At 50.4% G+C, this 23,714-nt stretch carries 20 protein-coding genes; 10 read left to right on the top strand and 10 right to left on the bottom strand.

All coding sequences use genetic code 11. The annotated features are described in order from the left end of the window. The first annotated feature begins 35 nt into the window (after positions 1-35). Positions 36-3,248, top strand: a complete 3,213-nt coding sequence (locus tag ACQ4MZ_RS23480; protein WP_430849113.1) for a carboxypeptidase regulatory-like domain-containing protein — start codon at positions 36-38, stop codon at positions 3,246-3,248. 381 nt (positions 3,249-3,629) lie between these two features. Then, positions 3,630-4,070 (top strand): methyltransferase family protein, encoded by a 441-nt coding sequence (locus ACQ4MZ_RS23485; protein WP_430849115.1) that lies wholly within the window; start codon positions 3,630-3,632, stop codon positions 4,068-4,070. Positions 4,071-4,082: 12 nt separating this feature from the next. Here ACQ4MZ_RS23485 and ACQ4MZ_RS23490 read toward each other — a convergent pair whose 3' ends face one another. Further along, a complete protein-coding gene (locus tag ACQ4MZ_RS23490; RefSeq protein ID WP_430849117.1) occupies positions 4,083-4,274 on the bottom strand; it encodes a hypothetical protein in 192 nt (63 codons plus the stop codon). 31 nt (positions 4,275-4,305) lie between these two features. After that, the gene (locus tag ACQ4MZ_RS23495) at positions 4,306-4,752 is read right to left on the bottom strand and encodes a DUF6934 family protein (protein ID WP_430849119.1); all 447 of its coding nucleotides are present in this window, start codon (positions 4,750-4,752) and stop codon (positions 4,306-4,308) included. A gap of 327 nt (positions 4,753-5,079) precedes the next feature. Between ACQ4MZ_RS23495 and ACQ4MZ_RS23500 the strand changes: the two genes are divergently transcribed. Together ACQ4MZ_RS23500 and ACQ4MZ_RS23505 are read left to right on the top strand one after the other, a co-directional pair. Then, positions 5,080-5,541 (top strand): (2Fe-2S)-binding protein, encoded by a 462-nt coding sequence (locus tag ACQ4MZ_RS23500; protein WP_430849121.1) that lies wholly within the window; start codon positions 5,080-5,082, stop codon positions 5,539-5,541. 8 nt (positions 5,542-5,549) lie between these two features. Continuing rightward, positions 5,550-7,721: a molybdopterin cofactor-binding domain-containing protein gene (locus ACQ4MZ_RS23505; protein WP_430849123.1), complete on the top strand. Its 2,172-nt coding sequence runs from the start codon at positions 5,550-5,552 to the stop codon at positions 7,719-7,721. A 2-nt stretch (positions 7,722-7,723) separates the two neighbouring features. Here ACQ4MZ_RS23505 and ACQ4MZ_RS23510 read toward each other — a convergent pair whose 3' ends face one another. Beyond that, positions 7,724-10,486, bottom strand: a complete 2,763-nt coding sequence (locus tag ACQ4MZ_RS23510) for a DUF6797 domain-containing protein (RefSeq protein ID WP_430849125.1) — start codon at positions 10,484-10,486, stop codon at positions 7,724-7,726. Positions 10,487-10,644: 158 nt separating this feature from the next. Between ACQ4MZ_RS23510 and ACQ4MZ_RS23515 the strand changes: the two genes are divergently transcribed. Beyond that, entirely contained in the window at positions 10,645-11,937 is a 1,293-nt protein-coding gene (locus ACQ4MZ_RS23515; RefSeq protein WP_430849127.1) for an NCS2 family permease, read from the top strand. Between the two features lie 7 nt (positions 11,938-11,944). Next, a complete protein-coding gene (locus ACQ4MZ_RS23520) occupies positions 11,945-12,751 on the top strand; it encodes a 5'-methylthioadenosine/adenosylhomocysteine nucleosidase (RefSeq protein WP_430849129.1) in 807 nt (268 codons plus the stop codon). Here the strand turns inward: ACQ4MZ_RS23520 and ACQ4MZ_RS23525 are convergent. The 5 genes from ACQ4MZ_RS23525 to ACQ4MZ_RS23545 all read right to left on the bottom strand — a co-directional run bounded on the left by ACQ4MZ_RS23525 (position 12,726) and on the right by ACQ4MZ_RS23545 (position 17,184). Beyond that, positions 12,726-14,036 carry a chloride channel protein gene (locus ACQ4MZ_RS23525; RefSeq protein WP_430849130.1) on the bottom strand — a complete coding sequence of 437 codons (1,311 nt, stop codon included), beginning with the start codon at positions 14,034-14,036 and terminating at the stop codon, positions 12,726-12,728. The genes ACQ4MZ_RS23520 and ACQ4MZ_RS23525 overlap by 26 nt on opposite strands. A 107-nt stretch (positions 14,037-14,143) precedes the next feature. Then, the gene (locus ACQ4MZ_RS23530; RefSeq protein ID WP_430849133.1) at positions 14,144-14,863 is read right to left on the bottom strand and encodes a LytR/AlgR family response regulator transcription factor; all 720 of its coding nucleotides are present in this window, start codon (positions 14,861-14,863) and stop codon (positions 14,144-14,146) included. Next, positions 14,864-16,024: a sensor histidine kinase gene (locus tag ACQ4MZ_RS23535; protein ID WP_430849135.1), complete on the bottom strand. Its 1,161-nt coding sequence runs from the start codon at positions 16,022-16,024 to the stop codon at positions 14,864-14,866. A 167-nt stretch (positions 16,025-16,191) separates the two neighbouring features. Beyond that, on the bottom strand, positions 16,192-16,428 hold the full coding sequence (locus tag ACQ4MZ_RS23540; protein WP_430849137.1) for a hypothetical protein: 237 nt from the start codon (positions 16,426-16,428) through the stop codon (positions 16,192-16,194). A gap of 147 nt (positions 16,429-16,575) precedes the next feature. Beyond that, positions 16,576-17,184 (bottom strand): START domain-containing protein, encoded by a 609-nt coding sequence (locus tag ACQ4MZ_RS23545; RefSeq protein ID WP_430849139.1) that lies wholly within the window; start codon positions 17,182-17,184, stop codon positions 16,576-16,578. A gap of 273 nt (positions 17,185-17,457) precedes the next feature. Between ACQ4MZ_RS23545 and ACQ4MZ_RS23550 the strand changes: the two genes are divergently transcribed. Next, positions 17,458-17,712, top strand: coding sequence for a helix-turn-helix domain-containing protein (locus ACQ4MZ_RS23550; protein WP_430849141.1), 255 nt, complete (start codon positions 17,458-17,460; stop codon positions 17,710-17,712). A 7-nt stretch (positions 17,713-17,719) separates the two neighbouring features. Here the strand turns inward: ACQ4MZ_RS23550 and porV are convergent, their stop codons facing one another. Together porV and ACQ4MZ_RS23560 are read right to left on the bottom strand one after the other, a co-directional pair. Continuing rightward, complete coding sequence (gene porV / locus ACQ4MZ_RS23555; protein ID WP_430849143.1) at positions 17,720-18,802, bottom strand: type IX secretion system outer membrane channel protein PorV; 1,083 nt, start codon at positions 18,800-18,802, stop codon at positions 17,720-17,722. A 99-nt stretch (positions 18,803-18,901) separates the two neighbouring features. Beyond that, a complete protein-coding gene (locus tag ACQ4MZ_RS23560; protein ID WP_430849145.1) occupies positions 18,902-19,873 on the bottom strand; it encodes a phytanoyl-CoA dioxygenase family protein in 972 nt (323 codons plus the stop codon). Between the two features lie 157 nt (positions 19,874-20,030). Here ACQ4MZ_RS23560 and ACQ4MZ_RS23565 point away from each other — a divergent pair, with 157 nt between their 5' ends. From ACQ4MZ_RS23565 to ACQ4MZ_RS23575, 3 genes are all read left to right on the top strand, one after another. Further along, positions 20,031-20,873 carry an AraC family transcriptional regulator gene (locus ACQ4MZ_RS23565; RefSeq protein WP_430849147.1) on the top strand — a complete coding sequence of 281 codons (843 nt, stop codon included), beginning with the start codon at positions 20,031-20,033 and terminating at the stop codon, positions 20,871-20,873. A gap of 105 nt (positions 20,874-20,978) precedes the next feature. After that, positions 20,979-21,626 (top strand): 2'-5' RNA ligase family protein, encoded by a 648-nt coding sequence (locus tag ACQ4MZ_RS23570; RefSeq protein ID WP_430849149.1) that lies wholly within the window; start codon positions 20,979-20,981, stop codon positions 21,624-21,626. 164 nt (positions 21,627-21,790) lie between these two features. After that, positions 21,791-23,662, top strand: a complete 1,872-nt coding sequence (locus ACQ4MZ_RS23575; RefSeq protein WP_430849151.1) for a gamma-glutamyltransferase family protein — start codon at positions 21,791-21,793, stop codon at positions 23,660-23,662. Positions 23,663-23,714: the final 52 nt, after the last annotated feature.

Here is a 23,714-nt window from a genome sequence, read left to right on the forward strand (position 1 = left end):
TCTTCTTTTGCGGCAAATTTTGTTTAACCAACAACATGCTCATGCATAAGAGATTTTTACTACCTATTATCCTGACATTGCTTTGCTGCTTCGGTAACATCGTGGTGTTGAGGGCTCAAACAACGCAGGCGTCGATCTCCGGTACGGTAACCGACGACCAGAATGCAGCACTGGCGGGCGCTACCGTTCAGGTGAAAAACGAATCAACAGGCTTTACGACTGGAACCGTTACCAACGCAAAGGGTGAATATGCCTTTAAGGAACTTCCATTAGGCGGGCCTTACACGGTTACAGCTACTTACGTCGGCTTTGGTGAACAAAAGCTGACGGGTTATCTCCTGCACCAGGGCGATGCCGTGAAAGTCAGAATGAGTATGAAAGAAGCCGGCCAAACGCTGGAAGTTGTAAGCGTTGTTGCATCGGGTATCAAGAACAAAATTGAAAACCTGGGCGCTTCCACGGCTATTTCAGCACGGGACATTACCCGTCTGCCGGTAAACGGACGAAACTTCACGTCGCTGATGGACCTTTCTCCATTGAGCCGCGGCGGTAATATCTCCGGCCAATTAGGCTCGTCTACGGGCTACACGATTGATGGTATGAGTTCCAAAAACCCGACTTCCGCAGGCGCTACCACCAGCCGAAGCGGAGCACCCTACTCGATTTCGATTGAGGCGGTACGCGAGTTTCAGGTGGTTACCAACCAGTACGACGTCACTTACGGCCGCAGCGGCGGTGGTACGATCAGCGCGGTAACGAAATCGGGAACCAACCAACTGAGCGGTAGCGCATTCAATTATACACGTGCCGACTGGTTGTCGAGCCCTTATGATATTCGTGGCAACAAAATCAATAACAAATTCTCCACCAATCAATTTGGATTCTCCCTGGGGGGACCGATCCTGAAAGATAAGCTGCATTTCTTCGTAGCCTGGGACCACCAGCAGGACAGCCGCCCATTGATCATCGCGGATATCCTCAGCCCGGTGGATGAAAACCGTTTTAATGTAACCCGCGCTACGCTGGACCAGTTCGTCAATATTGCCCGCAGCAAATACGGCATGTCCGACACCCAGCAGTTTGGCACTTTCGATAAAAAACGCGGTTCCGACGCAGCATTTCTTCGTCTCGATTGGCAGTTGAACAACCGAAACCTTTTAACGATCCGCAACAACTACACCAACGACCGCAACAAGCTCGGCCTGGCGGATAACACGACGATCAACGCCTACGAGTCTTACGGAAACGACTTTAACCAGGACAACAGCCTGCTCGCATCGCTCCGCTCGACACTCAATTCGAAAGTGACCAATGAACTGAAAGTGCAGCATTTGTTCGTGAAACAGAAAAGTGCGCCGGGCGACCAGCTTCCGGCTGCCAACATTCCAAGAGCGATCGTGGAAAACGTAAACTCGGTACTGAGCGACGGCAGCTCGCGCTCGACCAACATTCAGATGGGTGGTCACCGATTTGCACAGGAGCGTTTTACCAACCATGTGGTTCAATTGGTGGACAACCTGTATTACAACACCGATAAAGTTGAGTATACTTTTGGGGTGGATATGATGATGACCCGTTCGCATTCGACCTACGGCTCGGAAGTGAACGGCCGTTTCCACTACAATGTGGACGCCGCTGCGGGTAAAACGTCTCTTGACCAGTTCAATGACCTGAAACCTTACCGGTACTACCGTGAAGTACCTTTGATGGACGACTGGTCGGTGAAAGGCACGATCTGGAATGCAGGTGTTTATGGTCAGCTAAAAACAAGCCTCGCTACCGGCCTCGACGTAGTGGCAGGCCTGCGCCTTGACTACGCGCATTACCCGAGCTCGCCTCTGAATCAGACTTTGTATGATGCTCTGAAAATCCGCACCGACAACAAGATCAAGTCGTTTGTCGTACAGCCGCGGGTACAGTTCACCTGGGATGTGAATGACAAGCATACCGATATCTTCCGTCTCGGTGCCGGTGTGTTCGCTTCGGATATCAACAACTACGTGGTGATCAACAACCTGACATTCGACGGGAAGCACCTGGCGACCGTCGACGTACGCAACCCAAATGTCCCTACACCGGATTTCGCAGCTTACCGTGCCAACTACAACAGCATTCCGACTTTGTCGCAATTCCAGTTGCCGACGATCAATACCAATGCCAAAGATGCACGCGTACCTATCATTTACAAGGCCAACATTTCCTACAACAAGTACCTGACCGACAAATTAAAAGTGGGTATAGCGGGTTATATGAGCCTGGGCCGCAACAATTATATGTACGTGGACAGAAACATGGTCGACGAGCCATTCTTCCGTCTGGCTAACGAAGGTAACCGTGGCGTGTTCGTGCCTGCGGACAAAATGCCGGCCAACGGCGCTGGTGACTGGCTCCTGGGACGTAAATCGACGCAATTCGGCCGCGTGCTGGAACTAAATAGTGAAGGAAAAGTGAATGCGTTCTCTGTTGTGGCGGATGTGAAATATCAGTACTTCCGCGACGGAGAAATCACTTTGAGCTACACTTACAACGATGTAAAAGACAATACCTCATTCAACGGTAACGTAGCGAACAGCGCTACGCTTTCACTGCCTGTAAGGGACGATCCGCGCAACCTGAGCCTGATGTCGTACTCCGACAACCAGTTCCGTCACAAAATCGTATTCTACGGCTCGCTGCCCAGCTTCTGGGGTATCAATGTAGGCGTGCGCTATTCAGGAATCGGTGGTACCCGTTATACCCTGCTCTCGGGTGGTAATACCAATGGCGACTTTGTAGGTACCAACGACCTTGCATTTGTTTTCGACCGGAATGATCCGAGCGTACCAGAAAACGTGCGTAACGGTCTCCAGGCGATCCTCGACAACAAGGACGCAAGTCAGAGCATCAAGGATTACATCATCAAGAACTCAGGTAAAATTGCGGAAAGAAACGGTGGTATCAATGGTTTCTACGGTGTGTTCGACGTTCGCGCGTCGAAACGCATCCGAATCGCGGGCACCCATGCCATCGAAGTTTCCGCCGATGTATTCAACTTCGCGAACTTCCTGAACAAGGATTGGGGCCGCAACAAGTCGCTGGGTACACAAGCACTTTACGCATTGGGCATCCCTGCTGCGAATGGCAAGCCTGCCGTTGCCGCATTCGACAAAGCGAAAAATCAATTTGTATACCGTGTAAATACCGCCGGTGTGGTAACCCCTTCGGGTAACCCTTACCAGGTGCAGATTGGTTTGCGGTATAGTTTCTAAGGTTTCATTTAATAAGGATACAAAAAACCGGCTGCTTAGGCAACCGGTTTTTTGTATCCAACTGGTAATTAGCGAAATACCTTCACCAGTATGCCCGGCGATGTTTCTTGCAGATTAGAAAATGATGGATTTGAAGAAAACAGGAGCGTAGCCAAACTCGCGATTAAACACTGATTAACTCAAATTTCCTGCAACTTATTGACAGATTTCTGCGAAATAGACGTTAACGAGGGAACAGACTACACCTGTTTTGGACCGGTTTAACCCCTCGTTTGGGCAGTTCATCACAATGGCGTTCTGTATGTTGAGTCTTCAACACTAATTTAGAGCATGTTTCATTCAGTGGAAGCACATCTTCCGGAACATTAACTTCATTTAGCCATGAGTACAATTGAAATTGAACAAGAGCAGGAAATCACTCCAATCAACATCATCCGGATCGGAACGGGGTTCTGGTCTGCCAAACCGCTGCTGACGGCCATCCGTCTCGGCCTTTTTACTGAACTGGCTAACGGCCCGCTGTTCGTATCCGAGATCCGGCAAAAACTGGGACTACAAAGCCACAGCTCGCTCGACTTCCTCGACGCGCTCGTAACCTGGGGCCTCATTGAGCGCCATGGCAAAGGTTTTACCGCCACTTACCACAATTCGCCGGAAGCCAACGCATTCCTGAACCGCCGCAAACCCGACTACCTGGGCAATTTGCTCGAAATGGTGAATGATGAGAAATCTCAGCTAGCCACCAATCTAAAAAAAGTGGTCAGTGAATCGGGCGTCAACAATTCCTGGGACCTGAACAGGTTGTTCACCATGGTTGCCTGATATTAAGTATACTTATTTCCGGGGAGCGGTTTTCCGCTCCCTTAATTTGCGCAATGCTGCTTTGAACTCAGGCGTCCAGGCTGCGACTAAGCGATCCACCTTCTCTTGTGCAGCTGCCTCAATGGCTGGGCGAAACTCCTCCAACTTTTCCGGGGTAAACCAGTCCGGTACATTCCTTTTTTCGACTTTAATTTCTGTTCCCATTAGATTTTTGTTGAATATTCTTAATTTAAAACTATAACCTATCTTCTCTTAATGAAATGACAAACTTCTTGTAGTTTTTGCCACTCTGTAAAACTTCTGGCTTTTCATTATCAAATCCATAGGCCACAAGGTACTCCCCGAGGTCATCTAGTCCCCTTTTAATCGCAATCTGATAAAGACGTGCTCTGGAATCACTGTTCGCCTCAATCACTACCTGTGCCTCCATATGATCACTCAGGAAAAACAGCAACGCCTTGGCAACCGTGGATAACACCTCCTCCGTATCACCGTTGTCACTTCTTTTATCTAAGTCAATCGAGCCATCCGAATTCAAGTCCCCCAGTGCTATTTCGTAAATATCGGGTTCTTCGGTTGGCTTGAATTGTATCACCTTTATAATTGATTCCTTTCCCATACTGGTAAACCAAAACATAAGTCGTTTACCGTTCAGGATACTTTCGTAAAATGCCGCATTCATGTTGAGAAGAGTTTTAATTTCCTCTCAATTTGTACCCATGTAACTATTACAAACCAATCCGATGTCCGTGTGGCAGCAACGGATTATCAAGCGCCTTGTTTATCTCCTTGCAGGCCATTTTCCCTAAGCTGAAACAAGGATATTTACAAGTAGCCCCAATTTATCACTCAGAAGTCCTCATTTCATAATTCATTGTCCGACCGGCATTGACTAATTATCCAAAACCCGCATTTCATCCCTCCAAAACGGCACCTCGTCAATCTGATTTGCAGGCGGCTGGTGCCTGGTTTACCTTCGAAGTATTCAAAACTTTTAATCCTACCGCCTATGCCTTCCTACCCGCTTTTAGTGAACGGTAAGTCCTATACTGTCGAAGCCGACGAACAAATGCCATTGCTTTGGGTAATTCGTGACCTGATCGGACTTACGGGGACCAAATATGGCTGCGGAATTGCGCAGTGCGGGGCTTGCACGGTACATTTAAGCGGTGCGCCGGTGCGGTCTTGCTCTTTTCCTGTATCAGCGGTGGGTGAGCAACCTGTAACGACCATCGAGGGGCTTTCGGAGGATAATTCTCATCCGGTGCAGCGTGCGTGGATCGCCGAACAGGTGCCGCAATGCGGCTACTGCCAGAGCGGGCAAATCATGTCCGCAGTAGCGTTGTTAGCAGGTAACGCCAATCCCGACGATGAGGCCATAAACGCTGCTATGAATGGTAATATTTGCCGTTGCGGAACCTATCCACGCATTCGCAAGGCCATTAAAACGGCAGCCAGCTATTCGCATTGATCGATGCCATGAAGTCACAGGACATTTCCCGCCGTAATTTTCTTCGTAAGGCTACGTGGTCGGGTGCGGCGCTGACGCTCGCGGCATACATACCTGCGAACAGCCAAGCGGTTCGGCTGATTATCAACCCCATATCCGACGAATCTCAGCAGGGCACCGAACTGATGTCCTGGATTTCGATACGTCGCACCGGCAAAGTGATTTTAATGTGCAACCGCTCCGAAATGGGCCAGGGGACGTTTCAGGCACTTCCTCAAATGCTCGCGGAAGAATTGGAAGTAGCGCTGGACGATGTCGAAATCGTTTTTGCACCCGCTAATCCTGCAAAATACGGCCCTCAGCCGCAGGAGGGCAGCTTTTCCGTTCGCGGATGGGCACCCCGGCTTCTGCGCGCAGGAGCCTGCGCACGTGAAATGCTGATCGAAACCGCCGCTGCCGAATGGAACGTGTCGAAAAATGATTGTTATGCAGAAAACGGCACGATTATCCACCGGAAAACGCTAAATACATTGCCGTATGGCGCACTGGTAGAAAAAGCTGCGAAACTCAAACCGCCTGCCGAAGTCATTCTGAAAAAGCGTTCCGAGTATAAAATCATTGGCAAGTCTGTACCTCGAAAGGATATCCCATTGAAAACGAACGGGACCGCCCTATTCGGCCTGGACAAAAAATTACCCGGAATGAAATACGCCGTAATCGAGCGCGGCACGCGGTTCAGGGAAACCATAAAAAGCTTCGACGACACCGAAACCCGAAAAGTGCCGGGGGTTACACATGTTTTCAAGGTAAGCAGGCCTGTGTTTTCCCAATACTGTGAAGGAGTTGCCGTCGTTGCCGATTCCCTCTGGGCGGCAATGCAGGGAAGAAAATCATTGAAAGTAGATTGGAATGATCCTGATTTTAGACTTCCGGACACGACATCGCTCGAAAATCAAATGCGGGGAAACCTTCAAAAGATCGGCAGCCATCCCCGATTCGAAGCCGAGTATGAGCAGTGTACCCAAAAGTTGGAAGCATCGTATGAAACGCCCTACCAATCACACAGCTGCATGGAGCCCCTCAATTGCATTGCCGACGTCCGCGCCGACTATATCCAGATATGGGGGCCGATACAGGAAGCAAATTGGATACAGGCCGATTTGAGCCAACGATTCAACATACCCATCGAGCAAGTGGCTGTGCATATGACCTTCCTCGGTGGCGGTTTCGGCAGAAAAGCTTTTCCTGATTATCCTTACGAGGCTGCATTCATTTCCAAAGAAATACAAGCACCCGTACAGGTAGTATGGACGCGTGAAGACGACATGACCGCGGGTCCATTCCGCCCAGGCGCATTCTACTCACTGAAAGGGGGCCTGGACGCCCAGGGCCGTATCCATGCCTTTCAGGCCAATACGGCAACCCAATGGATCGGTCAGGAATGGTCACCTACCCCGTCCGGCTCACCAGATGCAGCCGGTTACAACACAGGCGATTTCGAGGGATTATTGCCCCCCTACCGGCTGGGAATCCAGCATTACAGCTTCGGAGGCGCAGGTATACACTCACCCATACCGGTGATGTGGTGGCGCTCCGTGTATGCGTCCACGCATGGGTTCGCGTGTGAGAGCTTCATTGATGAACTGGCCCACTTGGCGGGTAAAGATCCCATGGCATTCCGGCGAGCGCATTTGCCCGCCCCGCGCTACCAGGCGTTGATCGACCGGATGACGGAACTGACCGGCTGGCAATCCCGCGGTAAAAATCAGGGTTGGGGCGTTGCATTCACAGAATGCTTCACCGGCATTTGCGGCCATGCGGTAAAAGTAATGCGGAATGCGGAAGGGAAAGTCAGGATTGAAAAAGTGGTAGCGCTGATGGATTGCGGGTGGTACGTCAACCCCGACACCATCCGTGCACAAGTGGAAGGCAGTATTGTGATGGCGCTCGGCGCAGCCACGATCCACGCAACCACATTCAAGGATGGGAAAGCTGTTCAGGAAAATTTCGATACCTACCCCATGCCGCGCATCGCGGATATCCCGCCTATCGAAGTACACATCATGGAAAACGACGAGAAACCCGGTGGCGTGGGTGAGCCGGGGCTGCCTCCGTTTGCCCCGGCCCTCGCCAATGCCATTTTCGACCTCACGGGCCGACGCATTCGCCGGCTTCCGTTCAGTCTCGATGAAATTTCGTAACGTTATTTCCCCGAAAGTGATTTGATAAACAAAATCACCGATTCGATATCGTTATCAGAAAGTACGCCTACGAACGAAGGCATTTCTTCATTATAACCTTTAATAATGCGTTTCGAAGGCGTCAGGATCGATTCACGGAGGTATGCCTCATCGGCGATTACCTTGGTGCCGTCGTCAAAAGTACGCTCCGATTTGTACAGGTTCTGAAACGGCGGCCCATACATGCCCTTTGTGCGGGTACCTTCCGAATGGCAGCCAGCACAGGCCATTTTCTGGAATATTTCACGACCCTTCTCCACCGAAGCCGCCGTCTCCGCCACAGCTGCGGTGGAAGTCTCAGGGCGCTTGACATTCAGCAATGCAAGATCTACGCCTTCGAAGCCCTTCAAATCCACGTCTGTCGACTGGTTAATGGTAAACCAGAACTGGTCGTTCACCTTCTTACCATCCGCTGCCTGCATACGGTAGGTCACCTCCATTTGCATTACTTCGGTCATTTCAGGAACGAGCAGCAGCACACTTTTACGATCGGCCGACAAATAAGATGCCGCCACGTGCATAATTTCCTGGCCAGTCGAGCCGTCGAGCTTGAAATGCCCCGAACCATATTCTTCGGTGCGCTTGTAATTCCACCTTTTTACTTCAAAGTTTTTCGGATCGCTCGCAGTGGCTTTGTCCAGCGGCGAATCGAAACGTAGCACAATGCCCTGCTTGCCAGCCCGGAAATGGTTGGGCAAATAGCTCGGTTTGCCGGTATAGCGGAGCCTCAGCAATGCACTGATCCCGTTCGAACTGGAACCCCATAGGTTAAACCCTGCCACATATAACTGCTCATCCAGCGGGTTCATCGCCCCTTTCGAGGTAGGAGCCGGGTAATTGGCATTAATGACAGATACACCGCCCTGCACAACGCTGGTAGTACTGTCGATCAGCACGCGGAATAATCCGGGCCTGCCGAAAGAAAAGTGAATAAGGTTATCATTCAATGGCCCCATTTTGGAACTGGTAGCCCAAACCTGGCTAATCGCGGAACGGTCGACACTGTGAGGTATCCAGGTCAATGGCGGGGTTACAGTTGGATTATCTTTGCGATGCAATGTGGGTTCTACCCCAAAATAATCGCCTTGATGAATCACAAAAATCGGTGTAGACGGCACGAAGTTACCCTGCTGATCGGAGGCGGTGAGAATGCCTTTGGTAGGATGCATTCCCAGATAAGGGCCACGCAAACCGGTTGCAACAACCTCGGCACTGCGCCCGTCGGGCGAAATTTTCATAACGGTACCGTTCTGGTCAGAACCTGCGCGGAAACCCTTACCGGTAATTTTCGTCATACCCGGCCCGTTGCTCAAACTACCGCCTTTGGCAATGTAAAAACTGCCATCGGGCGCGGTCACAAGGTCTCCCGCCCACTCGCGCGACTCGGCCGATTGTTCCATGACATTCGAAAAGTTCTCATAGTAATCGGCCACACCGTCGGCATTCAGATCATGAAAATGAACAATGCCGTTTCTGTCGAAAACATAGATTTGTTCCTTGACGATCTCAATGCTCATCGGCTCGTGGAGACCCGAGGCAAAGCGTCGCCATTTCAGGTTTTGGAGGTTTTTATCAATGCCTTCAACGGTCCAAACATCACCCTCGAAAGTAACAACCGCCGCTCTGCCATCCTTAAAAAAAGCGACATCAGCCACACGCACATTTCTTTTCCAGGGATTATGCAAAGGCAATGTAAGCTGATCGGTCACGAACGCGGCAGTGTCCGGCGCGAGCTGTCCTTGTGTTACCACCGCTTCCTTCCACAGTGCAGGGCCGCCTTTTTTGAAATCCGGCAGTGGTATATGTTTGGTTTTTACAAACTTTTCAAACGCCTTTTTGTCCTTCGAAAGCCCTTTCCAGATCGCGACTGTCGCCTCACCGGATGCGGGCACTTTTACAGTCAGATATTTCCCCTCTTCCACACCAGGCTGCCAATTGGGTTTACCTTTACCCAAAACCGCCACGGTGGTAACAGTATCCTTGTTCGCCCCCTGATACACGTAAGCTATGCGGCCTTTTACTTCGCTGCCGGAGGCATTATCGATTTCAGCAGCCGTAAGGAATAACTCGGTAGAAACATCACCAGCCCGGATGGCGCGGGTAAATGCTACACCGCCATCGAATTTGGTGCTTCCCGGCAGTTCATAAATATGCGCCGTTCCTACCGAATAATCGAGTATGGATTGTTTTCCGTAAACATACACGCCATTGTAACGTCCCTTTTCGGCCGGAAGCGGTTTCCAGGTTGGTGGCAGCGACTGGTCGGTGCGGTACTGGGGCATGCCTGTCGACCACCCCGCGTAAGCGCCTGTTGCGAGCACGGGCGAGCCCGGAACTGTGGCTATGTTATTGTTCTTGTTGAAAAAATCTTTGTACGAAACCTGCGCCATCAGTACCATCGGCAGAAACTTGCCCGTCCAGGCCACCGACCAGCGAAGCAGATCGGTATCGAAACAGGCATAGGCGCTGTCGCCCAGCTGCAATGCGAGCGTGCGCGCAGCCTGATTGTCTTTCGGGAAACCGCCGCCCAGCTTGCGGGCGTCAACGGAGGTTGAAATGTAGGGGAACCCGGGTTCGACGAATGAAGCCAGTTGCAGCGAATCGGGTCGATCGGAAGCAGTATTGCGGGTATAGGTGTAGCCCGTCATCAGCACGGACGCCAGGGTAATACCGCCCAGCAAGGCTATGCCCCAGCGTTGGCCCTGGTACTTTGGAATGTTAAGCATGTATGGTTCAGGTGATAAAAGAACAATTTTTAAAGTAATGCAAAATAGCAACTTACTGGATTACATATGACCAATTTTCGGCACTCTATCCCTTACAGCTTATGAAAAAGCCCTTCCATTGAAACTAAATCAATATATTTGAAATAAACCTGAACGATATGACCTTATTCTCCGGACTTCGCAAAGAGCAGATCTCCACCGAAATCCTGGCCGGGATTTCCTCATTCCTGGCAACGGCGTATATCATCGTCGTCAACCCGTCGATCCTCAGCCAAACCGGCATGCCGTTCCCGGCGGTGTTAACAGCCACGATACTGGTGTCGTTTTTCAGCAGTCTGATGATGGGGCTTTACGCGAACAACCCCATTCTCGTTGCCCCCGGAATGGGCCTCAATGCATTTTTCACCTACACTGCTGTGCTTACAGATGGCCTTTCCTGGCAAGTGGCACTCGGGACGGTATTCTGGTCCGGGGTATTCTTTCTGATTCTATCCGCCTTCAATATCCGCTCTTATATTGTTAAAGCTATTCCAAAACCTTTGCGTTTCGGCATCGCGGCGGGGATCGGGCTGTTTATCACGCTCATCGGTTTCGCCAATGCCAAATTCATTGTGCCTAACCCGGCGACGATGATCAGCCTGGGGAATCTCAATGCGCCGACGCTCACATTTATCGCTGGACTGCTCGTGACGGTCATCCTGCTCATCCGCAATGTCAAAGGCAGCATTCTGATCGGCATTGTCGTCACCAGCCTGCTTGCCTGGCCGATCGGGCGGTGGTGGGGCGGTTCCGAAGCGATTATTACCATCGATCACATTGTTTCGAAACCCGATTTCAGCCTGCTATTTCAGCTCGATTTCGTCAATTCACTGAAATGGAGCCTGGCTCCGATCATCCTTGCATTCGTATTTACCGATATGTTCGACAGCCTTTCTACGTTCGTCGGGCTGGCCGAAGCGTCCAACCTGCTCGACGAAAACGGAGAACCGCGTAATATCCGCCGTTCACTGATGGTGGACGCCGTTTCGACCACCATCGCCGGGCTCACGGGCAGCAGTCCGGGCACCGCCTACATCGAATCGGCCGTTGGGATCGAGCAAGGGGGCAAAACGGGCCTTACCGCTGTTACCGGAGCTATTTTATTCCTGCCATTTTTGTTTCTTTCCCCACTGCTGAGCGCGGTACCTTCCATCGCCACCGCACCTGCATTAGTGCTGGTGGGTGTTTTTATGATGAAACCGGTGATCCGCATTAACTGGAATGACCTTTCGGAAGCATTTCCGGCATTCCTGGCCATGGTACTGATCCCATTTACCTATTCCATCACCCAGGGCATTATCTGGGGATTCCTCAGCTGGACTGCCCTGAAATTGCTCACGGGACAGGCCCGAGACATTAGTTTAGCCCTCATTATCATTGATATTTTCGCCATTCTGGCTTTGATTTTTTAAACTCAACATGAAGAAAAATTCACTACTCACGTTCCTCTTTCTGATCATCGTCCTTTCTGTAAAATCTCAAAGCGTTACCGGCATTCTCGGCGCATTCCCGCCTGAACTGGTATTGCTGGAAAGCGAGATGGCACAGAAAAAAGATACCGTTATCAGCCAGATCCGGTTCATTACCGGCCAGCTTCGCGGCAGACGTGTAGTACTCGCAGAGACCGGCGTCGGAAAAGTGAATGCAGCCATTACGACCGTGATGATGATCCAGCATTTCCAACCGCGTGAGATCGTGTTTTCAGGGATTGCAGGAGGTGTCGATCCGGCGCTGGCGCCGGGCGATCTGGTGATCGGGACGCAGATCGCTTATCACGATTTCGGGCAGATCGACGATGCCGGAATGCACTACTGGGCCACGAAAAACCCCTTCACCCAAAAAGAGAATCCCCTGAAATTTCATTGCGACTCCGCATTGATTTCCCGAGCGCTTTCGGTTTCCAAAAGTCTGAAACTGGCAAAGGTGGAGCGGAACAACGGCAGTTTTGTCCCCGCTGTCAAGAAAGGTATTATAGTCACCGGCGACCAGTTTGTTTCATCCGAAAAAACCACGCAACGGTTACTGAAAGACCTGAATGCGGCCGCTACGGAAATGGAAGGCGCCGCCATCGCACAAACCTGCTACCAGCAGAATATCCCATTCCTGATCATCCGAAGCCTGAGCGACAAAGCCGATGGCAAAGCGAAAGCGGATATGGACCAGTTTTACAACGTCGCCGCACATAATGCAGCCACGCTGGTTATGGCCGTGATTGAGGAAAAGTAGCCGTGTGTGCGACGGCGCCCGACGCATGTTTGACCTGATAAGTATAAACCGAATACGGAAAGATCGCCGCGGCCACCCATTTGGAAACAAGGCTCGCGACTACGATCGGAACGAACAGGATATAGTTATCGGCCAGCGCGCATACCAGGAAAATGGAGGTAAACGGCGCATGGATACTACCGCTGAGCACGGCTGCCATGCCTATCAGTACAAAATTGACAGGGATAAGGCCGAGGCCAAAGAAATGGTTGAGCACAACGCAAACGATCAGCCCCAGGAAGGCGCCTATAAACAGGCTCGGTGCAAAAACGCCCCCGTCGCCACCTGCCCCAAGAGTCACCGACGTCGCGACCGGCTTCAATAGAAGTACGGCGAGTAACGGTAGAACCACGGCCAATGTAGGTGCGTCGGCATGGCGGAAAACGTGCTTAATGCCCTCATACCCTTCTCCGTAAAGATTGGGCACGAAGAAAATCAAGGTCGAAATGAGCAGCGACCCGCCGATAATACGCATGTAATCGTTTTGCAGCGAACCGAAGAATTTCTTGAAAAACAGCACGCATTTGGTGAGGTAAACTGAGTTAAGCCCCGCCAATACCCCTAGCAAAACCATGTAAGGCAATGCTTCGGTACGCCAGTTGGTCACGCTGAAATGGAATACTTGCTTATAAAAGTAGAACCGGGTAATGAGGTAAGATGAGAGAACCGCGGTAATCACAGCTGCCGTATGAAGTTTGCTTTTTCTTCTTGTAAAAACCTCAAAGGCAAATAAGAAACCTGCAACAGGCGCGTTAAAAAGGGCTGTCACACCTGCGGCGAGGCCCGCGCACACGAGGTCCGTGCGGTACTTACGCAGATAGCTCACTTTCCGGCTCGACAATGCACCGATCGCCGCGGTCGACACCACTGTGGAAACCTCAATTCCCGTGGAGCCGCCGAAAATCACCGTCAACAGGCCGTTGAAATAATGAGAGGGAATCTTGTAAGCGGGCAGGGTGTGGGCATTTTTATTGATGGTGTCCAGCACCTCCTTGATCCCTTTATTTGCTTTGTTATGAAAGAGAAAATAGCGGAGCAAATGGATGGTCGTGAGGCCAATCAGCGGAATAATGAATATCAGGTAACGATTATGCCGCAAATTTTCCAGGAATGCTTCCTCGTAATGCTCCGTGATCACTTTGAGGGTATCTGCCACCAGTGCCGAAAAAACGCCGGTTGCCGCCGCTGCGAGCACTACCGCTACTACCCTTTGGGATTTTTTTACTTTGTATGAACTCAATTCCATTGTCTTATCTCGAATCGGAGTATTGAGCTCCGCCCGTCAAAGGTAACGCGGATCAAGCGCTTTTTGTCCCTTTCATGGCACGTTTTGTGCTGCCGCTTCCGTATGACCTAACGGTTCTTGTCCATTAGCCTCCGGTTCACTACCTGCTCAATGACCTGCTCACGGTAGTTACGACTAATGGGAATTCGATGGTTTTGAATAAAGATTTCATTCCCGTCGATCCCCTCGATTTTACCAATTGAGACAATATAAGACTTATGGATACGGATGAAATGCCGACTATCGAGGTTTTGTTCGAGGTGTTTGAGGTTGAGCAGCGTAATGTATTTGCCTTTGCCTGTATGGATCGTCACGTAATTTTGGAGACCTTCGATATACAGAATATCGTCGAAGAAAATTTTCTCGTATTTGCTTCCGCATTTGATAAAAAAGTAATCTTCGTCGGCCTTCGACGTGGTAGATTTGGTCAGCAGTTTGTGATAATCCCTGGCTTTGCCCGCCGATTTGAAAAATCGCTCGAAAGTGATCGGTTTAAGCAAATAATCCATCACATTAAGCTGAAAACCTTCAAGCGCGTAGCTTGGATACGCGGTGGTAATAATAGCCATTGGCGGGTTTTGTACAATTTTAAGGAAATCGATGCCGCTCATTTTCGGCATTTGAATATCCAGGAAAATCAAATCGACCGGCTCCCGGTCCATCAGGCTCAGGAGCTCCACGGGATTTTCGCAAACGCCTGTCAGTTTTAAGAAATCCACTTCTTTTACATAATCCGCCAGCCCTTCGCGCGCCAGCGGCTCATCATCAATTATCACGCAGTTGATCATCTATCCAAACTGATTTAAAGGTATTTGAGCAATTTCCGTCGTTGCCAGCGTTTCGAGTTCCACTTCAAAATGTACAACGAACCCATCCGCATCGCCCCAGGTATCCAGCCTGTATTTTCCGGGATAGATCAGGTCCAGCCGCCGGCGCACGTTTTTCAAACCAATACCGCCGTAGTGGACCACTTCGGTACTGGTCTCTTTCGAAATGCTGTTGCTGAGATTGAATATCAATCTTGCCTGGTCAAGCTGCAACCCGCCGCGAATCCAGTTACCCTCCTGCCGATGCCTTGAAACATGCTTGAATGCATTCTCCATAAAAGTCATGAGAATAAACGGCGCAATACCCGGTTGTCCTTCAAGCCGTTCCTGCACTTCAAAAACAACTTCGAGGTTGTCGTTCTGGCGCAGCTTTTCCAGCTCGATGAAATTTTCGAGATAAGCTATTTCCTTGCTCAGCGGGATCTGGCGGTCGTTGCATTCATATAGCTGGTGCCGCAGCAGCTCCGAGAACTTAGCCAGCGATGCCGAAGCCATGTCGGGGTTTTTATGGATCAGAAAAAAAATGGAGTTGATGCTGTTAAAAAGGAAATGCGGATTGAACTGGTATTTCAAAAAATTCAACTCGGTTTCCAGCTTTTCCTTTTCCAGCATTTGTTGCCTGCGTTGCGTCTGGAGCCAATTTTTGGCCAGTTTAATACTCATTGCAAATGTCATCGCCGCGACTGTCGACGACAACGGTCCCCCAAGCAGCATGTGAAAAAAACCGTAATTCCCCGGCCCGAAGAATTCTTCCACTGTTTTCCCTGAAGCCCACGCCACGATGTAATACCCGGGAACGATCAGAGCTGCGGTGGCAACGATGGTCAGCAACAGCAGTGCGAGAAAAAGCAGATACTTGCCCTTTTCCAGGTAGTGCGGAACCAGGAAGTACAGGTTGAAGTACACGGCCAACGCCTGCCATATCACATAAAACAGGAACTTGATCACCGACGGCGTAAACAGCGCTTCCACCACCTTGACCGGATTCCCCAACGCCACAACCCACCACACATAGTGGTACACAATCCAGAAAGGAATGTGGTAGAGTTTGTACCTGAAAAACCAATGCGCCCGGGCAGGCGAAGGAGCAAAGTCCGGATCTGAATAGGGCTGGGCGGTCATGCAGTAACAGGCGATACAACCTACAATTTACGGTAATAGGCGCGAAATAGGAGCCGGCTGGACCAAACAGCCTAAATAATTGATGAACTGCCGGTGCTATTATACAACAAGACCTGGCGGGGTTGATCTCCCTCCGCCAGGTCTATACTGAATGTTTTCCTCGAAATCTACGTCAATGTAACGCCGCAGGGGCATGCCGAGCTGTTTTTTGCATTGGTATTGTATTCCAATTTCAGCTTTTTGCCCTTCTCATCTGCCTCTTCGAGCAGCTCAAATGTGCGGCGCTCGCCAAGCATCAAAAGCGACTGGAAAAGAACGCCGGCATATTTACTTTCTTCGCTACCCGGGCCCTTTTCCTTGGCGAGGTCATTGTAGTGTCCGAAAAGATCTTTTCCTTTTCCCATGATTGTATGTTTTGCTTTGAATTTCAGAACCTTCGTTTCGATGCAGCAAAACGCATCGAATTTCTCTCTTGCCAATTTAGGAAAATAATCATAAAAAATCTCAAAAAAGGCATGACAATATCAGTGAATTCGGACTGCCTTCGACGATCAGTGAGCAGTAGCCGGCTTGCGCTTCCGCTCCGCCAGCACCTGCCGCATATTCTGAAAGGTCTCGATCGGGGCACGGCAGGCAAACATATTGACGACATGGGCAGGTAAGTGCCCGCCCGGATCGACTTGCAGTGTGTATTCGACCCGCACCCGTGCATTGGGCAACGGATGCAATACCCAACGGTTGATGGAAGTACTGATGCGCACAACGCCTTCGCGCACCGGCATAATACCCGGTATAGCCGGTGCTTCAATAGTCATAATAGGACTGTTTTCGATCCTTATCACTCTCAAATGCGTTACAAAGTCGCGATTATCCAGCGGCCAGGGCAAACTCACCTCGGTATAATAAAGCAGCTCGGTATCGGATATCTTTTTGATGAGCTTGCACGATTTGGTGTGACATACCCATCGCTCGGCGGCATCGACGTCCAGTAGCAATGCAACTACCTCGTCGACTTCCGCATCCAGGACACATTCCGCCTTCATCGCCTTGATCTTCGAATCGGGCACCGTTTTCGCGAATACTTTTATCCCGTCACGTACGGCCACGCGCCTCCACTCAACCTGCGCGTGCGCATTTGTAACACACAGTAAAAGAGCCATTAAAACGAGCATCATGTACCTCATAACGGCACTAAATTCTCATTTCAAACACCATCATGGAAGCCCATTCCGCTTCTGACGCCGGAAAGCATGTTCCAACTGACAGAATGCATGTTTGAAATGATGAAAGTTCGCCGCCGCTGGATCATTGGATTGCAGTGAATGCGCTTTCAAGGAATATTATTGAAAACAGAATTCGGCGGTATGCTCCAAATGCGAAATTCAACCACATTAACGCAGAAACAATCTGAACAATGGAAAAGGCACAATGGTATGCTTCTCGTTCACCTGATCAGCGAATACGAGAAAGGTTTCCGTCTCGACGTCGAAGTCGATCCGGTCGAGGTCATCAAGATCAGAATGGAAGATTTCGGCTACAAACCGGCCGACCTGGCGCAGGTATATGGTGACAAAGGGACTGTCAGTAAAGTTTTAAATTACAAACAGGCCCTTTCACTCTCGATGATCCGGAAATTTAGTCAGTTGCTACGCATTCCGGCTGAAATGTTGATCCGGAGTATGCACTGAAAGGCGTTTAAAAATCCACCGAAGCCGACACCTTGTACATGTTCTTCATGGCACTACCCGAGTCGGTGGGTATGAGATATGCGAAATCGAGCGAGTAGTGTTTCAGAAAGCGGGCACCTGCGCCGGCTGTAAAAAACTTGCGGTTGCCTTTCTCTTTGTTTTCGGCATAGTAACCGCCCCGGAGCGCGAACAAGTTTTTATACCAGTATTCGGCACCCATCGCCAGGACTATTTCCTGCATTTCCTCCTTGAAACCGCCCGGAGCGTCCGAAAAGGATTTTAAAATGCCTTCCAGATAGGGCTGTTGGTTCACATTACGCCCCGGTGCGGGAGTTGGTACCAGCAGTTTTCCTGCTTCCGCGGTTACATTCAGCTTATGTTGCCCATTGGCAGTATACGAAAAGCCCCCTCCCAGCCGGAGCATGGTCGGTAAGAAGTATTCATATCCCGCCCCGTAATTCATTTTCGGACCGATATTGGCAAGTGTGGTGCCAACCGTCCACACGATATTTTCACGGCCGTCCACATCCGACGAATGGCTTTTATAATAAAACCCGACGTCGCCAGCCACTGCCCGGGCGGGTTTCAGCACCGCACCGGACACGACAGCATTACCGATATCCGACGACACATATTTGAGCGTCACGCCCGCCGAAAAATGGTTTCCTAGTTGTTTGGCATACGATCCGCTGAACGCAACGTCTCCGCCCGGGGATAGTGTCGGGGCCGAAATAATCGCCGGGTCGCTGAAATATTGAACAGAGGCACCCAACACCTGCCCGTTACCTAACTTCTTATAACCGGCCGCATAACCCTGCCAGGCATTATTGATAATGTAGGGAAGCCAGGGCGAATAGGTCGCTGAGGCACCGAAACTCCCGGGCGCGTCGGTGAGCTTGCCCACGTTCCAGAATGCTGAATTCGCATCGGCGCTGGTGGCCGTTCCGGCAAACCCCATTCCACTCGCCCGGGCATCCGGCGCTTTGATCAGAAACTCGCCCGCTGTCTCGGAAACGCGGTAGATTGTTTGAGTAAATCCATTCGTCATAGCGCACGACAAGCATGCAAGCGTGAACAGAGTCGCTTTCATAGGGGTTCAGATTTACGTTAAGAAAGTTTGTTAGCGGTTACAAACTCAAAACGTGCCCCATTTTAGATTATTACCCGATTTACCAATATTATTCGGATTCTAATCCCATCGTTCCAGTCCCAGCAGCTTTCGTCCCAATTCGCTTAATTCTGCCGTTTGATAACGTGTTTGTTCCCAATTTCTGGGGTCTCCTGGAAAAGCATACCCTTGAGGCGCCTCCCGTTCCCGCCAGGAGCGGATTCGCCATTGCCGCAATGCCTCGTCGTCTTCCTGAGCCGGCATCATGGCAATGTATTGCGCAAGGCGGACCTTGTCTTTGCTTCGGTTGGCGCGGATGCCATGCGGCTGAGAACTGTTGAAAATGAGCAGATCACCGGCATTCATCTTTACCTTCACAATTTCAAAACCTGTTACGTCTGGCTGAAAATGGTTTCTATCCTCGGGCTGCGTTAATTTCCAGGTATCATAGGTCCTGAATAGCTCCGGCACGCATTGGAATCCACCCATATTCTCATCGTCCTGATCGGCCAGGGCCAATACCCCCTGTACATTCTGCGGTTTGGTTTCCGGATCGTAATCCCAGTGAATGAACCCCTTGTACTCAAATCCGGGACGGAGCGGGAGGTTCAGATTGGCGCGGTCGATGGTCACCCATAGTTTTTCGGTTCCCCAAATGTCGGTAAATGCCTCATGCACTTTCGGGTACTGCCGGTTGTCCCACAGATATTGATGGTTATATACCTCCACCATCCCCGTGTTGGTGAGTTCTTTCATCTTCATCTCGGCCCGTGGAGGCGCATACCAGGTTTCCGGGTCGTTCGGATCCTTCTCTTCGAACTCCCAGAGAAAATCCGCCAGTCTTTTGACCTGCTCTTTCGGAACCGCGTCCTTGACGACGATATAGCCATTGGTTACCCAGAAATCCCAGTCTGCCTCGCTCAGCAAACGGAGCGGCTTGCCATTGCTCCTGTCATTAAGCCTCACATTGCTCGACTTCGCGGTCGAAGGATTTCCCGGAATGTCCGTATGCGCATTGGCAGGTGCAATGGTAGCCATTGTTTTCGTTTCCATATCAATAATATTTTTTTATGATTGAATAAAACAAAACTAATGCATCACTCCCCCCTCCGACTACCGCTACAATTGCTTACTTTTGCTCTATATTGACAAAATGTGATCCTCTCTACATAAACACCAGCAAACCAGGAGCAATTAGTATTCCATCAAGATGAAAATCATCCGAGAAGATATCCAGCCCGACCAGGGAAGTTCTTTCAAAATTCTGCTTACTCCCGGCCTGAACGACACCTTTCTCTGGCACCTTCATCCCGAGTATGAGATTGTGTACGTCGAGGGGTCGGGCGGGACACGCCACGTGGGTACGCATACCTCCGTATACGAGGGCAGTGACCTGGTTTTCATCGGCCCGAATATCCCCCACCTCAATTTTGATTACGGCGTGCGGACCCAATGCGAGCAGGTGATCATTCAAATGCGGGAGGACTTTCTGGGTAAAGAGTTCCTGCTCGCACCCGAGCTGCAAAGCATCCGGAAGCTGTTTGAGCAGTCCCATCATGGCCTGTCATTCTCCGGCGAGACCAAGCGCACGGTAGGTCAGAAACTGAAACAAATGCCCGCGCTCTCACCTTTCGAACAGTTATTGGCCCTTCTGAACATCCTGAAAACAATGGCGGAGTCGACCGAGGCCATTGTACTGAATCCTAAACCCATCGGCAGTAAATCCTTCCATAAAGAGCAGCTCCGTATGCAACATGTTTACACTTATGTGGAAACCCACTTCGACCGTACGCCCGATGTGAATGAAGTCGCGGCGGCCGTCAACCTGACAACCCCTGCATTCTGCCGCTTTTTCAAAGCCAACGCCCGCATGACTTTCACCGATTTCGTAAACCAATACCGGGTCAATCAGGCCAAGAACTTCTTACTCCAAGACCGCTCAGTTTCAGAAACATGCTTCGCCGTCGGGTTCGAAAGCCTGTCCTATTTCAATAAACTTTTCAGGAAAGTTGTGGGCGAAAACCCGTCAGAATTCAAAAAACGGCACTTGTAGTGCTTTTAATGATATTTTTAAAATCAATTGTTTGGTATTTAAAATATCTTTATTATTTTTACCAATGAAATTTTCATTCTGGAAATTTTATTACACTTCATCATCATGAAATCTATTCACTTCAACAACAACGATTTGAGTACGATCAGGAACATCCGGGAGCATCTTTATGAGTATCTCCTGGTTTTTTCCTGTGATCCGGTGACCGAAGCCGCGATCGGGAGCGTCAAACAGTATTTCCAAAAGGCTTATGGCTGTGAGCAGGCAGCCCAGCTCCGCCCTCACCTTACGCTCTTCAATTGTATTATCCACGAGTACAAACTCGAGCGGGTTGTTCACGGATTTGAAAAAGTGGCGCGGCACATTGCACCATTCCGCATCGAGCTGGATGGTTTCAATAAATATGAAGGTGGTACCTTCTACGTGGATCTGGAAGAAAGCTCATCGCAGCGGGTCAACGATTTGGTTAAAAGGCTTAAAAACGAAACGGTTGACCATCTTTCTAAATGGGCTTCCGGCGAATTCAGATTTTGCACCGATCCCCACGTTACCGTCGCCCGTAAAATGACACCTGTGCAAGTAAACAGTGCCATGAAAGAATGGATGTACAAGAAGTTCCGTTCATCCTTCCGCGTTACTGAAATGATCCTGCTGAAACGATCGCTCGTCAGCGGTTCCAAATGCCGGGAAATTGCCCGGATGCCGCTGCTGGGTTTGCCCGGCGAAGCGTTTGTGCAGGGCAGTTTGTTTTGACTAAGGTAAAACGTATAGGGATACCCGACTAACAAAATGATGAGGGGCCTTTTTTACGATCGGCCTGACGCGCTTATTTTGTATCTTCGGCTATCGGGCTGCAGCATTTCGGAGCGAAGTAACCTTCGATGCAACGACAGCCTAAAAATTCCTAACCACGTTTTATGAAATCAAAACTCCTTTTACGCTCAACGATCGGACTGCTGTTTTGCAGCTTTGCGGCCTTTTCACAGTCTTTCAACAACTTCCCCGTCACCACTCAAAAGCCGCCGCTGCATGGCAGGCATTGGATGGGCATTACCGGCAAGCCGTTGGCTGCAACCGCGGGAACCATGATTTTCAGCAAAGGCGGTAATGCCGTCGATGCCTCGTGCGCGATGCTTGCGGCTACCTGTACGATGTGGGATGTGTTAAGCTGGGGCGGTGAAACACAGGCATTGATTTATAATCCCAAAACCAAAAAAGTGATCGCCATCAATGCAATGGGCGTCGCCCCGACGGGTGCCACAGCGGATTTCTTCAAAAAGAAGGGCATGAAATACCCCCCTGAATATGGTCCGCTGGCTGCCACTACACCCGGTACACCAGGAGGCCTGATGACCATGCTCGCAGAATACGGCACCATGAGCCTGAAAGAAGTCCTCGCTCCTGCGATGCAAATGGCCGAAGGCTATCCGATCGAAGCGCAAACGGCCAATTCCATTGAAAGAGGTAAGAACCAGATCAAAAAGTGGCCGTATTCAACCAAGGTGTTCCTGCCGCACCTGGGCCAGAAACGGGAAGCCCCGGACGCCGGGGAGATATTCGTTCAGAAAGACCTTCAGGCGACCTTGCAAAAACTGGTAGATACCGAGCAATTGGCACTCAAAAATGGCAAAAACCGCAAGGAGGCCATTTATGCGGCCTACGACCGGTTCTACAAAGGAGATATCGCCAAAGAGATCGCGCGCGGTTGCCAGGAGCAGGGCGGCCTTATCACAGAGCAGGACATGGCTAACTGGAAGGTCAAGATTGAAGAGCCCTTGATGACAAACTACAAGGGAATCGAAGTTTATAAAATGCAGCAATGGACGCAGGGGCCAGTGATGCTGCAAGCCCTGAATATGCTCGAAAACCTCGATTTGAAGGGCATGGGATACAACTCGTCACGCTATGTGCATGCATTATACCAGGTCATGAACCTGGCCTTCGCCGACCGCGACTTTTACTATGGCGACCCTGCTTTTGCACCGGAAGAGCCGATGAAGGGCTTACTTTCGAAAGAATATGCGAAAGAAAGGTTAAAACAGATCAATTGGGAACGCAACGACGCGAAGGTACTGCCAGGTGACCCCTACCCTTTTGAAGGCAAAAAGAATCCCTTTGCAGACCAGATCAAGAACTGGGGTAATTTTCAGGCGTCCCTGAACCGCAATGCGAACGGGCTCAACGAAAAGTTCATGGAGGAATTCACCGCGGGTACGACGTCCGTGGAAGCGGCCGACGAAGAAGGCTGGGTCGTAAGCATTACGCCGAGCGGCGGCTGGGTGCCTGCGTGCATTGCGGGTAATACCGGTGTTGGATTGAGCCAACGCATGCAGTCATTCGTGCTCGATGCGCGTGAGAACCCATTCAATGTAGTGGAACCGGGCAAACGGCCAAGGGTTACACTTACGCCCAGCCTGGCAATGAAAGACGGAAAACCGTTTCTGTCGTTCGCCAAGCAGGCCGGCGATGAACAAGATCAGTTGCTGCTTCAATTCTTTTTAAATGTCGTGGAATTTGGAATGACGGTACAGGAAGCGACAGAGGCACCCAGTTTCAAGACTTTGCAGATGTACGCGAGTTTCGGCGAACATGAAAAGGACCCGGGTGGATTGATACTCAATCAATCTATGCCCGACTGGACGCGAAAAGAGCTCTCGCGGATGGGTTATAAGCTAAGCTACCAGCCACGCACCAGCGGCCCGATTAATGCCATTTACTTTGACTGGCAGCACGGAAGCTTTTGGGGAGGATCGAGTAACCATGGGGAAGATTATGGTTTCGGATGGTAATGTTCCGAAACGGGTCTGATATACCGGGCAGGGTTGTTTTCAATGAGCAACC

The sequence above is a fragment of the Dyadobacter sp. BHUBP1 genome, assembly GCF_050587785.1.
GTDB lineage: Bacteria > Bacteroidota > Bacteroidia > Cytophagales > Spirosomataceae > Dyadobacter.

Coding starts and splice junctions, on each gene's coding strand:
- ACQ4MZ_RS23495 (WP_430849119.1), bottom strand. CDS start 4,752: ATGAATGCGGCATTTTACGAAAGTATCCTGAACGGTAAACGACTTATG.
- ACQ4MZ_RS23550 (WP_430849141.1), top strand. CDS start 17,458: ATGCTTCTCGTTCACCTGATCAGCGAATACGAGAAAGGTTTCCGTCTC.
- ACQ4MZ_RS23525 (WP_430849130.1), bottom strand. CDS start 14,036: ATGGAATTGAGTTCATACAAAGTAAAAAAATCCCAAAGGGTAGTAGCG.
- ACQ4MZ_RS23515 (WP_430849127.1), top strand. CDS start 10,645: ATGACCTTATTCTCCGGACTTCGCAAAGAGCAGATCTCCACCGAAATC.
- ACQ4MZ_RS23535 (WP_430849135.1), bottom strand. CDS start 16,024: ATGACCGCCCAGCCCTATTCAGATCCGGACTTTGCTCCTTCGCCTGCC.
- ACQ4MZ_RS23575 (WP_430849151.1), top strand. CDS start 21,791: ATGAAATCAAAACTCCTTTTACGCTCAACGATCGGACTGCTGTTTTGC.
- ACQ4MZ_RS23485 (WP_430849115.1), top strand. CDS start 3,630: ATGAGTACAATTGAAATTGAACAAGAGCAGGAAATCACTCCAATCAAC.
- ACQ4MZ_RS23510 (WP_430849125.1), bottom strand. CDS start 10,486: ATGCTTAACATTCCAAAGTACCAGGGCCAACGCTGGGGCATAGCCTTG.
- ACQ4MZ_RS23490 (WP_430849117.1), bottom strand. CDS start 4,274: ATGGGAACAGAAATTAAAGTCGAAAAAAGGAATGTACCGGACTGGTTT.
- ACQ4MZ_RS23570 (WP_430849149.1), top strand. CDS start 20,979: ATGAAATCTATTCACTTCAACAACAACGATTTGAGTACGATCAGGAAC.
- ACQ4MZ_RS23530 (WP_430849133.1), bottom strand. CDS start 14,863: ATGATCAACTGCGTGATAATTGATGATGAGCCGCTGGCGCGCGAAGGG.
- ACQ4MZ_RS23545 (WP_430849139.1), bottom strand. CDS start 17,184: ATGGCTCTTTTACTGTGTGTTACAAATGCGCACGCGCAGGTTGAGTGG.
- ACQ4MZ_RS23480 (WP_430849113.1), top strand. CDS start 36: ATGCTCATGCATAAGAGATTTTTACTACCTATTATCCTGACATTGCTT.
- porV (WP_430849143.1), bottom strand. CDS start 18,802: ATGAAAGCGACTCTGTTCACGCTTGCATGCTTGTCGTGCGCTATGACG.
- ACQ4MZ_RS23560 (WP_430849145.1), bottom strand. CDS start 19,873: ATGGAAACGAAAACAATGGCTACCATTGCACCTGCCAATGCGCATACG.
- ACQ4MZ_RS23540 (WP_430849137.1), bottom strand. CDS start 16,428: ATGGGAAAAGGAAAAGATCTTTTCGGACACTACAATGACCTCGCCAAG.
- ACQ4MZ_RS23565 (WP_430849147.1), top strand. CDS start 20,031: ATGAAAATCATCCGAGAAGATATCCAGCCCGACCAGGGAAGTTCTTTC.
- ACQ4MZ_RS23500 (WP_430849121.1), top strand. CDS start 5,080: ATGCCTTCCTACCCGCTTTTAGTGAACGGTAAGTCCTATACTGTCGAA.
- ACQ4MZ_RS23505 (WP_430849123.1), top strand. CDS start 5,550: ATGAAGTCACAGGACATTTCCCGCCGTAATTTTCTTCGTAAGGCTACG.
- ACQ4MZ_RS23520 (WP_430849129.1), top strand. CDS start 11,945: ATGAAGAAAAATTCACTACTCACGTTCCTCTTTCTGATCATCGTCCTT.